At 54.2% G+C, this 12,053-nt stretch carries 11 protein-coding genes and 1 tRNA gene; 8 read left to right on the top strand and 4 right to left on the bottom strand.

Annotated elements, in window-relative coordinates; translation table 11 throughout:
* Position 1 precedes the first annotated feature (1 nt).
* The 7 genes from G583_RS0100770 (at position 2) to pth (ending at position 5,226) form a co-directional block, all read left to right on the top strand.
* A complete protein-coding gene (locus G583_RS0100770) occupies positions 2–529 on the top strand; it encodes a type 1 glutamine amidotransferase domain-containing protein (protein ID WP_022869284.1) in 528 nt (175 codons plus the stop codon).
* A gap of 147 nt (positions 530–676) precedes the next feature.
* The gene (locus G583_RS0100765) at positions 677–1,054 is read left to right on the top strand and encodes a hypothetical protein (protein WP_022869283.1); all 378 of its coding nucleotides are present in this window, start codon (positions 677–679) and stop codon (positions 1,052–1,054) included.
* Positions 1,055–1,115: 61 nt separating this feature from the next.
* Positions 1,116–1,187, top strand: a tRNA-Gln gene (locus G583_RS0100760).
* 46 nt (positions 1,188–1,233) lie between these two features.
* Positions 1,234–2,694, top strand: coding sequence for a bifunctional UDP-N-acetylglucosamine diphosphorylase/glucosamine-1-phosphate N-acetyltransferase GlmU (glmU, locus tag G583_RS0100755; protein ID WP_029629133.1), 1,461 nt, complete (start codon positions 1,234–1,236; stop codon positions 2,692–2,694).
* Between the two features lie 85 nt (positions 2,695–2,779).
* On the top strand, positions 2,780–3,760 hold the full coding sequence (locus G583_RS0100750; protein ID WP_022869281.1) for a ribose-phosphate diphosphokinase: 981 nt from the start codon (positions 2,780–2,782) through the stop codon (positions 3,758–3,760).
* Between the two features lie 224 nt (positions 3,761–3,984).
* Positions 3,985–4,608 (top strand): 50S ribosomal protein L25/general stress protein Ctc, encoded by a 624-nt coding sequence (locus G583_RS0100740; RefSeq protein WP_022869279.1) that lies wholly within the window; start codon positions 3,985–3,987, stop codon positions 4,606–4,608.
* A 6-nt stretch (positions 4,609–4,614) separates the two neighbouring features.
* Entirely contained in the window at positions 4,615–5,226 is a 612-nt protein-coding gene (pth, locus tag G583_RS0100735; protein ID WP_022869278.1) for an aminoacyl-tRNA hydrolase, read from the top strand.
* Between the two features lie 69 nt (positions 5,227–5,295).
* On the opposite strand, the gene G583_RS0100730 is transcribed toward pth, so the two are convergent.
* Positions 5,296–5,820: a DUF2505 domain-containing protein gene (locus G583_RS0100730; protein ID WP_022869277.1), complete on the bottom strand. Its 525-nt coding sequence runs from the start codon at positions 5,818–5,820 to the stop codon at positions 5,296–5,298.
* A 191-nt stretch (positions 5,821–6,011) separates the two neighbouring features.
* Here G583_RS0100730 and mfd point away from each other — a divergent pair, with 191 nt between their 5' ends.
* Positions 6,012–9,551, top strand: coding sequence for a transcription-repair coupling factor (gene mfd / locus G583_RS0100725; RefSeq protein ID WP_084677272.1), 3,540 nt, complete (start codon positions 6,012–6,014; stop codon positions 9,549–9,551).
* On the opposite strand, the gene G583_RS0100720 is transcribed toward mfd, so the two are convergent.
* From G583_RS0100720 to G583_RS13360, 3 genes are all read right to left on the bottom strand, one after another.
* On the bottom strand, positions 9,548–10,618 hold the full coding sequence (locus tag G583_RS0100720) for an acyltransferase (RefSeq protein ID WP_029629130.1): 1,071 nt from the start codon (positions 10,616–10,618) through the stop codon (positions 9,548–9,550). The genes mfd and G583_RS0100720 overlap by 4 nt on opposite strands.
* Before the next feature lie 16 nt (positions 10,619–10,634).
* Positions 10,635–11,693 carry an acyltransferase family protein gene (locus tag G583_RS0100715; protein WP_022869274.1) on the bottom strand — a complete coding sequence of 353 codons (1,059 nt, stop codon included), beginning with the start codon at positions 11,691–11,693 and terminating at the stop codon, positions 10,635–10,637.
* A gap of 84 nt (positions 11,694–11,777) precedes the next feature.
* Positions 11,778–12,050, bottom strand: a complete 273-nt coding sequence (locus G583_RS13360) for a hypothetical protein (RefSeq protein ID WP_022869273.1) — start codon at positions 12,048–12,050, stop codon at positions 11,778–11,780.
* Positions 12,051–12,053 lie beyond the last annotated feature (3 nt).

The raw sequence follows: 12,053 nt of genomic DNA, 5'->3' as shown, positions 1-12,053 counted from the left end.
CATGAGCGACCTTAAAGGCCGTCGCATAGCGTTTCTTGTTACCAACGGATACGAGCCATCTGAGCTCTATTCGCCGTGGGACACCGTTGTCGAGCAAGGCGCAGAAGCTGTTCTCGTCTCGCCGGAATCAGGAGAAGTCAGTGGCGGAGACCACTCACAAAAAGTAGACCTTGATATCGCCGAGGCGAACGCTGATGACTTTGACGGGCTCGTGCTCCCAGGCGGAACCAAGAACGCTGACCAGATTCGCATGAACAAAGACGCCGTGAATTTCACTCGCGCTTTCTTTGACGCGAATAAGACCGTGGCCTCTATCTGTCACGCGGCGTGGATTCTCACCGAAGCCGATGTGCTCAAAGGCCGGAACATGACAAGTTATCCAAGCTTGCAAACTGATCTACGTAATGCCGGAGCGAACTGGGCAGACGAAGAACTCGTCGTTGATGGGAATCTGATTACCTCTCGCACACCAAAAGATCTCCCAGCCTTCAACGAAGCGATCATCAACAAATTTATTGAGAATGACTAAGGCTTCTTGAAGCCGGAAACTATGGTGCGGATGAGCAATCATCCGCACCATAGTGTTTCACCGACCTTTGCTAAGAGCTCACCGCCATAGAGTGTAAAGGGTTGGCGGTCGATAAAACTGTCAAGCTATAAAAACGGGGACTGATACGTGAAGAAAACTCTGAAATCATCAAGTAAACCCGGTATCGGGGAGATCCTTGGTGCTAGCGCAGTTGCGCTTGGCAGCGCCGTAGTTGGCATGTATGTGCTCAACAGACTCCGCCGGCACAGCAAGACGCAAGCGCTGCTTGATACTCTGCCGCCCCGGACAGATGTGGGCCTCGAGGACCACACTGCAGAACCCGCCGATGATGTGTACGACCCAGCAGAGGTGACTCGGGACAGCGCAACACGTTTGGAAGAGTTGCGTTATGACGAGCTGTATCAACTGGCCAAACAGCACTTCGTTGTCGGCCGCTCGTCCATGGCCAAGCCTGAACTCGTTGCAGCGCTCCAAGATCTCGAGATCAACCACAGACCGTTGTAGAAATTCGGAATTTACAAATATCTATGGCACAATGTTTGAGGTGTTGATCAAAGGTCAACATTCCGCCCTGGTGTAATGGCAGCACGCCAGCCTTTGGAGCTGTGTGGTCTAGGTTCGAATCCTAGGGGCGGAACTGCCGCATCGCGGTTGAGAAATAGTGTCTTACGATCAAAGGTGCGATTGTTTTGAATTCCTCTTCTCCCGCGGCTGTAATTGTGCTCGCCGCCGGCGCTGGCACACGAATGAAATCTGATCTTCCAAAAATTCTCCACCCCATGGGTGGACGTTCGCTCGTTGGACACGCCCTTGACGCAGCCATGAGCTTGAACCCTGAACATCTTGTCGCGGTCGTTCGTCACCAGCGCGAACGCGTGGTGGAGCATCTGCTCGAACACAACTCAGAGCTCGTCATCGCCGATCAGGATGAAGTACCAGGCACTGGTCGAGCCGTAGAGCAAGGGCTGGAAGCTATCGGAGCAGTCACTGGCACCGTCGTTGTGACCTACGGCGATGTTCCACTTCTGACCCCCGAAACGCTCAACGCCTTGGTGAGTGAACATCAGAACTCTCGGAACGCGGTTACCGTGCTCAGTGCCAATGTTCCAGATGCTACGGGATACGGCCGCATTGTGCGCGACGAGCAGGGTCTCGTGAGTGGGATTGTTGAGCACAAGGATGCTCTCAAAATTGCCGAAGAAACCGGTGACTCCACGATCGCAAATATCACGGAGATCAACTCGGGTATTTACGCATTCGACGGCGAAATCTTAGCCCGAACATTGGCAGAAGTTACTACCGATAATGTCCAGGGCGAGAAATATCTCACTGATGTTCTCGGTTTGGCCCGGGCCGAAGGTGGCCGCGTGGCAACCTATGTGACTGACGACTTGATGGAAGTCGAAGGCGTCAATGATCGCACGCAGTTATCGGCGCTCGGTGCCGAACTCAACCGTCGCATTACCGACCGCTGGATGCGAGCTGGCGTAACGATCGTGGATCCTGCAACGACTTGGATCGACGTTGATGTTGACCTGGCACAAGATGTGACCATTAAACCCAATACTCAGCTGCACGGTGCCACTAAGATTGCCCCGGGCGCCGTCATTGGACCAGACACCACTTTGCAAGATGTCATCGTTGACGAAGAAGCGACCGTTCGACGCACTGAAGCAATCGAAGCGGTGATTGGCATTGGCGCGAATGTCGGGCCCTTCACCTACCTTCGCCCGGGCACAGTACTCGGTGACACCGGCAAGATTGGTGCGTTCTACGAAACGAAGAACGTCAAAATTGGCCGCGGGGCGAAACTGTCTCACCTCGGATACGCCGGAGACGCGGAAATTGGCGAAAACTCGAATATCGGCTGCGGCAACATCACCGCGAATTACGACGGAGTGAATAAACACCGCACCGTCATCGGCGCCGAGGTGCGCACCGGTTCAAATACCGTCTTTACAGCACCGGTAGAAATTGGTGACGGTGCATACACTGCCGCCGGCGCTGTCATCCGCAAGGATGTACCGGCGGGCTCTCTGGCGATGAACGCGATGGAGCAGCGCACCATTGAGGGCTGGGTCCTGGAGCGTCGACCTGATTCGGCAGCTGCCAAAGCAGCCCGTGCCTCCAACGAAAAATCATAAACTTCCCAACAGACTGTTGGAAGGCTGTAGTAGCGTTTACAGTTGAAGCATTCAGAAGACGCCGAACGTTCGAGGGAGAACTTGGTTGAGCGAAATCGTCACCAATGAGAACAAAAAACTTGTGTTGGCCTCCGGGCGGGCGCACCCAGAGTTGGCCGAGGAAATTGCCGAGCACTTGGGCACTGAACTCTTGCCGTTAGATGCTTATGACTTTGCAAACGGGGAAACATACGTTCGGCCAGGTCAATCCGTGCGCGGTAAAGACGTGTTTGTATTACAAGCACATCCGGCACCGATGAATAACTGGGTCATGGAACAACTGCTGCTCTGTGACGCGATGAAGCGTGCTTCAGCCCGCCGCATCACCGTTGTATCCCCGTTTTATCCATATGCACGACAAGACAAGAAAGGTCGCGGACGCGAGCCCATTTCGGCGCGTATGATCTCCGACCTCTACCTTGCTACCGGTGCACACCGCATCATGACCATGGACCTGCACACATCGCAGATCCAGGGTTTCTTTGACGGACCGGTGGATCACCTGTTCGCATTCCCGATCCTTGCGGATTATATCCGGGGGCGTGTCGACGTCGATAACGTCACCGTGGTGTCGCCAGATACGGGTCGCGTACGTGTCGCTGAGCAATGGGCTGAACGCCTCGGTGGCGCACCGCTGGCATTCGTACACAAATCACGTGATCTGACACAGCCAAACAAAGCCGAGTCCAAGACCGTTGTAGGTCAGGTCAGCGGACGCACCTGTGTGCTCATCGACGATATGATCGATACCGGTGGCACAATTTCCGGCGCGGTGAAGATCCTTAAAGATGCCGGCGCAACGGAAGTTATCATCGCTGCAACCCACGCTGTATTCTCGGACCCTGCTGCTGAACGTCTCGCGAATTCCGGAGCATCAGAAGTTGTTGTTACTAACACCTTGCCGATTCCACAGGAAAAGCGATTCGAAAACCTTACGGTGCTTTCGGTCGCCCCAATTCTGGCTAACGCAATTCGAGAAGTCTTTGAAGACGGTTCTGTTACCAGCCTGTTCGACGGCAACGCATAACGAATAGAAGATTCGCTAACAATTCGACCACTATCCTTTGCGGATGGTGGTCGAATTCGTTTTCTGACAGTTGCTAATGCTATAGTTATGAGTCGTTGCCCAGGCGAGGGAGTCTCACCCACTCCGTGATCGACGAGGCTTTGTCAACACCCTTGGTGTTGTACAGTTCCTGCCTGGAGAATCTGAGTGCATCCCGCACTTGAACATACACAGGAGGAATGAACATGGCTCTAGATATTCTTGATCTAGTCGTAGAATCTCGCACCGACTTCGGTAAAGGTGCTGCCCGCCGCGCACGTCGCGAGGGCTACATCCCGGCCGTACTGTACGGACACGGAGAAGAACCACGTCACTTGCTGTTGCCACGTCACGAAGGCTTTTTGGCACTGCGTAACTCGAACCAGCTACTGCGTCTGGTCGAAGGCGATTCCAAAGAAATGGCACTGCCAAAAGACATTCAGCGCAACCCGCTGAAGGATGAAATCAAGCACGTGGACCTCATCATCGTCCGTCGCGGCGAGCGAGTCACCGTTGATGTGCCAGTCGAAGTCACCGGTGAAGTTGCACCAGAGCACACCTACGTTCTTGATGTCAACAGCGTTCCAGTTGAAGCTGATGCTCTGGATCTGCCTGACCACGTCACCATTGACCTCACCGACCGTAAGGCCGGCGAACACGTTTATGCGCCAGATGTCATCCTGCCAGCAGGCGTTAACCTGGATCTTGACGAAGAATACCTGATTGCAACCGTCGACCTGGTCATCGAACAGGATCTGGGCGAAGACACCGACGAAGAAGCCAACGGTGAAGTCCCAACTGTCGCTGAAGAAGACGCCGAAAAAGAGTAAGCTCCCTTGGCTACTTCAACAGTAGGTTCGCTTGATCCCACCATCGGCCCCGTGCTGGTGGTGGGATTGGGCAATCCCGGTGACCGCTATGCTGCTACTCGCCACAACATCGGGCACATGGTCGTCAACGAACTCGCGGCACGCAACTCCGAACACTGGAACGTACATAAAGCTGGTGCCGCAGTCGCAGAATTCCGAATGGGCATTGGCGGTCCCAAGGTCGTATTGGTAAAACCAGCCACCTACATGAACCTTTCCGGTAGGCCTATCGCAGCACTCCTGAAATTCTTCAAAGTCGGCGTCGAAAACCTCATCGTTATCCATGACGAACTCGATATTGAATTCGATATGCTTCGCATAAAGCGCGGTGGGGGAGAAGGCGGCCATAACGGCCTGAAATCAACTTCCCAGGCCCTGGGAACAAAAGACTATCTTCGTGTCCGTGCAGGCATCGGACGGCCACCCGGACGCATGAATGCCGCTGACTATGTCCTGCGCCCTTTTGCCAAGACAGAGCAAGATCATCTTGCGCTACACATTGATAGCGCTGCAGATGCGGTGGAATCGCTCATAGAATATGGCCTCGCCGCCACTCAAAACCGATTCCACCAAAAGTAATTAATACAAAAATCGGCGGGGACAGCCATACGCTGCAGCCCGCCGATTATTGTATTTGGTCGAAGGTTTTTAGTGCTCCTTGAGCCAAGCTTCAAGCTTTTTGGTCAAACCATTCAACAGCTTGCCAACTTGCGGTTCGGCCAACTGGGCAATCTTTGAACCCACCAAAGGAATCGTTGATTTCACACTGCCTTCAGTCTCCACGACCGTCCCGGAACCATCTTCGGTAGGGAAGAGCTTGATGGTGGCTGTCGCTGTAGCCTTGACCATAGGAACTTTAATCGTTGCATTCGCGTCACGAGCGCCATCGTCAGCCGCAGCAGACCAAGCCTCAGTTTGTTCGATCGACACGCGTCCTTTTGCAAAGCGCTGTACAGCTGAGGGCAGCTTGCTGGCGAAGTCCTCACCGTTGACCGTGCGCTGGATATTCACCGAGACAGTGTCACCCGCTGCTGGTTCTTGCGGCATGACCGAGAACTCATCAAGATCAGCTCGGAATGCATCGGCTGCATAGATGTGAAAATCTCGACTTATGAGTCCGCCAAACACCTGTTCGGGGGTGTAAGGGATGGTAGTAGTTTCTTTAAAAGCCATGTGCTTCCTCTCTCATGCTCGCGAGCAGTTGATATTTAAGCCAGTGTAGACGGTGAAGCTGTAAAAACAGTTATGCTTGTACGTGCGCCGGATGTGAACAATACCAGGATAGTGGGAAGTTAGATTTGTCTGAAAACGCTGTGTTATCAGGGTTACTAAACCACCTTGAAACCGATACCGCTGTAGCGGCAATGCGGACCTCAATTACGCGAACCGAGCGCACCTCGGATCTTTCCCTGACGCTACCTGATGGTGCCAGAGAAGCCGTCACCGCACTCCTGGCAAAAGCCTTGCAAGATGCTGCATTTACCGCGCCGGTGGTGCTATTAGTGACTGCAACCGCTCGCGAGGCAGAAGACCTGGCGCGCGGGCTGGACTCCTGGATGGATGCCGAGACCGTCGGGCATTTCCCATCCTGGGAAACGCTGCCACACGAACGTCTTTCACCACGCAGCGATACGGTGGGTGCACGCATGGCAATCTTGCGCAAGCTGGCGCATCCTGGACGTGACGGGCAAAAACCGCTTAAGGTCGTGACCGCACCGGTACGGTCCATTGTGCAACCGGTCGTTAAAGGCCTCGGAGATCTTGAACCGGTCCTACTTCAGACCGGAGAATTTTATAACTTTGAACAAGTCGTTGAGGACTTGGCTAATGCCGCCTATTCCCGTGTTGACATGGTCTCGCGCCGTGGTGAGTTCGCTGTTCGTGGTGGCATCATTGATGTCTTCCCGCCCACCGATGATCACCCATACCGCGTCGAATTTTTTGGTGATGAAGTCGAAAATATTCGTTACTTCTCCATCGCTGACCAGCGCTCACTGGTAGACACCTCCGATGACGGTTCGGAAACGCCAACCAAGATGTACGCGCCACCGTGCCGTGAGCTCCTGCTGACTGCAGCAGTGCAACAGCGCGCACGCGATCTCCAAGCATCGATGCCGAATGTTTTGGAAATGCTGGAGCCCATGTCCAATGGGGTAGCCGTTGAAGGAATGGAGTCTCTAGCACCACTGGTCACCGAGATGCAATCCTTTTTGGAAGTCCTACCGGAAGGTTCCCTCACCGTGATGGTGGAACCTGAAAAGGTCCGGCATCGGGTGGACGATCTGTTGAGCACCAACGAAGAGTTCTTGGAAGCCGCATGGGCGGCAGCTGGTGAAGGCCTGGCAGCACCCGTTGAAAATCAGCAGGAAGCAGGTGGCTTCGCCACACTCGGCGACACACGAACGTTGGCCCTAGAACACGATCAGGGTTGGTGGCAATTTACTACCTTCGACCACGACGGCACCATCGACGCGACGGCCTTACGCAGTGGTTTTGCCGCACCTGCGCAATTCTCCGGTGATATGACAGCACTGATGGAACACGTTGGTAACCGGATTCAAGACCGATGGTCCATCGTGGTGGCTACCCACGGTCCAGGACCGGCACGGCGTCTTGCGGAACTCTTCTTGGAACAAGGTCACACCGCCACGGTGGTGGAAGCCATCGATGACGTGGAACCAGCCCAGATCCAAGTGACCGCAGCTTCGTTGGGATCCGGATTCGCCTGGGCCGAGCAACGCTTGGCCGTGGTCACTGAGTATGACCTCTTTGGCCGGCAAGCGGCAGGCACCCAACGTGGTGAGCGTCGATCACTGGCTCGTAAACGGCGCAACGCTGTTGATCCTCTGACCCTTGAAGAGGGCGACTTCGTAGTCCACAGCCAACACGGCATTGCCAAATTCATTGAACTCCAGCGTCGCAAAGTTGCTGGTGCTCGGTCTACTGCTGGAGAAGAAGGCTATCGCGAGTATTTGGTCTTGGAATTTGCTCCCTCGAAACGTGGGGGCGCAGGGGATCGACTCTTTGTTCCAACTGATCAACTGGACCAAGTGTCCCAGTACGTTGGCGGAGACGTCCCGACCCTTTCGAAAATGGGTGGGTCCGATTGGGCGCAGACGAAATCCAAAGCCCGCCGTGCGACCCGTGAAATTGCGAAAGAACTCATTCAGCTGTACTCAGCACGAATGGCGACGTCGGGGCATGCCTACCCGCCGGATACCCCGTGGCAGGCTGAGCTAGAAGAAGCCTTCCCGCATATGGAAACCCCGGATCAGTTGACCACTGTTGAAGAGGTCAAACAGGACATGGAAGCTCAAGTGCCCATGGACCGTTTGGTGGCAGGCGACGTGGGCTTCGGTAAAACAGAAGTCGCTGTCCGTGCGGCCTTCAAAGCTATCCAAGACGGTAAACAGGTTGCGCTGCTGGTCCCGACGACGCTCTTGGCACGTCAGCACGCCGAAACGTTTACTGAGCGTTTTGCCGGCTTTCCGGTGACGATCCGTGCCCTATCGCGTTTCCAGAAGGCGAAAGAATCGCGTGAGACAGTCGATGGACTGGCCGAAGGTACCGTGGACATGGTGATTGGTACGCATCGACTCTTGTCAGATGAAGTGCAGTTCAAAGACCTCGGTCTGGTCATCGTGGATGAGGAACAGCGCTTCGGTGTAGAGCATAAAGAAAAGCTCAAGAAGATGCGTACAAACGTGGATGTACTGGCCATGACGGCCACACCGATTCCACGTACCTTGGAAATGTCGATGACCGGCATTCGAGAAACCTCCACTTTGGCGACTCCACCAGAACAACGCCACCCGGTCTTGACCTACGTGGGGCCATACACTGATAAGCAGATTACCGCTGCCATTCGTCGAGAACTGATGCGAGAAGGACAGGTCTTTTATGTCCATAATCGTGTCAACACCATCAACAAGGTCGCGACCCGAATCCAGGAACTCATGCCCGAAGCACGCGTGGCTGTTGCTCATGGACGAATGGGCGAATCCACGCTCGAAGAAATCATGGTCGATTTTTGGGAAAAAGAATACGACGTGCTCGTTTCGACCACGATTATTGAAACCGGCTTGGATATCGCCAATGCCAATACGCTCATTATCGAAGACGCCCACCGCTACGGGTTGTCACAGTTGCACCAGCTGCGTGGACGTGTAGGACGCGGTCGAGACCGTGCCTATGCGTATTTCCTCTATGACTCAAATAAGCCACTCAACGAAGTCGCTATGGAACGGCTCAAGGCAGTAGCTACCCACAACGAACTCGGCTCCGGACTCCAATTGGCACAAAAAGACCTAGAGATCCGTGGGGCAGGCAACTTGCTGGGTGGCGAGCAGTCGGGTCACATCGCCGGTGTTGGTTTCGATCTGTACCTGCGCATGGTGGGTGAGGCAGTGTCTGATTTCAAAGGTGAGGAAGATACCTCGCCAGAGGAAGTCAAAGTGGAGCTACCAGTGAACGCACACCTACCGCATGACTATATCCCGGGTGAGCGACTCCGCCTCGAAGCTTATCGAAATCTCGCCCAGGCCGCCGACGCCGAAGCCGTTGAGGGTGTTGTGGAAGAGCTCCGAGATCGTTACGGACAGCTTCCAGAACCTGCAGAGAACCTCGTTGCGGTAGCTAATTTCCGCAACACTGCCCGCGAATATGGCATCTATGAAATCATGCTCATGGGCAAGAACATCAAGTTTGGTCCTGTTGAATCGCTGCCTGATTCGCGTGCCATGCGACTCAAACGGATGTACCCGGGCGCAACGCATCGGGCACCGATGAACGCACTCATGGTGCCGCGGCCGAAAACGAAATCAGTAACTGGAAAAGATCTCGTCGATGCTGATCTGCTGAAGTGGGCCGGGGACTTTATTGCGCATGTTTTTGGTGAGAACTAAGACGGTAGCCCGCCGCGCTTTCGGAAAACATTAGGCTCCTGCGCAGCGCCCGACAGTAAACGTGCTGTCGGCGCGCTGTTGATCAGCAGTGCGACAAGAAATGATGCGACGACACCAACGAGCACACGCCAACCGAAGTGCTCGAACGAGTCTTCTCCAAAACCGTTTTGGTACATCCACACCAGGGCCAGTCCATGGATAAATACCACTGGTGTCCCAGTCCGCACCAGGCGTGATACTGCGGCTTGCGGTGAGGGAAACTTTTGGAGCACATCATTGACCCAGGTGGCAAAGACGAGGATGAATCCCACCGTCACGATGATTGCTATCAGTGGGGTCAGGACGGGCGTTCCGAAGCCACCGGCCTGAATATAGTGCGCACTGATGTCGAATGTCATCGTGGTGTAGAGTCCAAGCCCCACCAAAGCGATGCCCACGAGTGCTAAGACATGCGATGTAAATTTCTTGACCAACGGCATCAGCAGGCTGTGTAATAATTCGCCGACCAGGAGATAGAACATCACGGGCCACGCCAAACCTAAACGCAAAGGGGTATCCACCAGCGGGTGAGTGTCTAGGGCGCCGCTGTTGACCAGGTCCGTGAGAACATAGGCGACGACGATTCCAGCAGTTGCCACTATCCACGGGACAAGGCTTCCAAAACGTTCGAGGAACCGGCGCAGGATGGTTGCGCCAGCTAACGTCGTGATGAACCACGCTGCCATCCAGTAAATCGATTGGCCTGAACCGCCGGCCCAACCAGACTGTAAATGGTCGAAAAATGTCTCCGGTTGCCCCCATAACGTCATAATGACCCAAACGGAGATGACCACGGACCAGGCCAGATACGGAATGATCAATGTGTTCCACCGTTTCGTAAACTCGCTAGTCAGGCTACGGCCCGGAGTAAAGAAAAAACCCGACAGCATAAAAAATAGGGGCATCCGCCAGACCGTCAGTAGTTGGTCATTGGGGAATGAACCGGCGTGCCCCACGACAACCATGACAATAGAGAAGACTCTCAGCAGGTCGATACCGACGTTGCGAGGCACTCGAGTGGAGGACATAGACCCGTTTCGGCGATTAGGCGGCTATCGTCACCCGCAGCGGACGTTCTCTTGGAACGCCGGACAACACCCGTGCCGCCGGTGACATATTGATGAGAAGACCAACAGCAAAAGCCGTCGTCAACGCTATTCCAAACCTTACTAATAAATCCGGGAGAGAACTGAAATTCATGCCGAGGGAATGCATAAATAATAAGATCAAGCCGTGGAACATCACAACGGTTGACCCTGTGCGCGCGAGTCTGACGATAAGGCTGCTCAAGAAATCCGACGCCTGAAGTGCCCGATTCACCGCGGTAGCAAAAATCATGATGAACCCGATGGTCACAGTAATGGCAATCATCGGGGTGATAAGAGGCCACCCGAATAAGCCAGCATGCATGTAGTGAGCTGGAATTGAGAAATGCTGGGCGAGGACCAATGGAGCAACGACGAGCACGAGACCGATAGATGAGGCACGGGCCACGGATAAGTGTTCCACTGCGGGCATGACACGTGTTCGGATTTCCTGGCCGATGAGTAAGTAGAAGATGATTGGCAGACTAATGCCAAGGCGCAACGGTACTTCAGCAAAGGGATGGCCGTCTAGGATATCTGCACGGTTCAAATACACAAAAAGACGGGAGACCACAATACTGCCGCCCCCGACAGTCCAGGCCATCCAGCGGGGGAAACGCTCCAGATACCGCAGAATGACAGCTGAGATTGCCAGGCTGAGAAGGAACCAAGCCGACATCCAAAAGATAGAACGACCGGTTCCGCCCCGCCATCCCGTAAACAGGTGGTGCATCATTTCGGTTGGCTCTGACCATTTCACAACGATGACTACAAGCGAAATGACTAACGACCATGCAAGGTATGGGATGACGAGCGTTTCCCACCGCCGACTGAGCTCGAAACGTAGCGATCTCCCATAGGGAACGAAAAAGAAACCGGACAAGATAAAGAACAGAGGCATTCGCCACATCGACAAAAGCGAGGAACCTTCAAACGATCCGGAGTGGCCCAAGACGACCATAGCGATTGAGAATAGCCGCAGTGCGTCAATCCCGATATTTCGTTGAGCAGTTTTCATAGTCTACAAACAACACAACAGCACCCGGGGCAACAGACCCCGGGTGCTGTCTTAGATCGTTCTAAAACTGTGACGACGAATCGTTTATAAGTTTGGCGACCGGGTTTCGTGCACTGGATCGGTCACAAAATCACCATCAACGGTGTTTGATTTGCCGATGAGCTGCTTCGGAATGAAATAGGCCAGCGAGCACAGTCCGATAACGCCCAGCATTGGAATCCAGACGCTTTCAAAGGAAAGTGTATTGAACATGTAGAGCCCACCAATAAACAGCACCGCTGTGATGGAGGCTGCGATTAAGTTCCCGGCAGTATTGCCCTGGCCTGAGTAATCTACCGGTTTGCCGTCACGTATCAAGGG

Source organism: Yaniella halotolerans DSM 15476, assembly GCF_000420805.1.
GTDB classification, from domain to species: domain Bacteria; phylum Actinomycetota; class Actinomycetes; order Actinomycetales; family Micrococcaceae; genus Yaniella; species Yaniella halotolerans.
The sequence above is the reverse complement of the archived record's forward strand: the minus strand, read 5'-3'. Positions and strand labels throughout refer to the sequence as shown.

What these genes read in the sequence shown, in the direction of transcription:
- G583_RS0100740 (WP_022869279.1), top strand. Translation starts at nt 3,985, where the DNA reads ATGGCTCTAGATATTCTTGATCTAGTCGTAGAATCTCGCACCGACTTC.
- mfd (WP_084677272.1), top strand. Translation starts at nt 6,012, where the DNA reads ATGCGGACCTCAATTACGCGAACCGAGCGCACCTCGGATCTTTCCCTG.
- G583_RS0100720 (WP_029629130.1), bottom strand. Translation starts at nt 10,618, where the DNA reads ATGTCCTCCACTCGAGTGCCTCGCAACGTCGGTATCGACCTGCTGAGA.
- G583_RS0100715 (WP_022869274.1), bottom strand. Translation starts at nt 11,693, where the DNA reads ATGAAAACTGCTCAACGAAATATCGGGATTGACGCACTGCGGCTATTC.
- G583_RS0100770 (WP_022869284.1), top strand. Translation starts at nt 2, where the DNA reads ATGAGCGACCTTAAAGGCCGTCGCATAGCGTTTCTTGTTACCAACGGA.
- G583_RS0100730 (WP_022869277.1), bottom strand. Translation starts at nt 5,820, where the DNA reads ATGGCTTTTAAAGAAACTACTACCATCCCTTACACCCCCGAACAGGTG.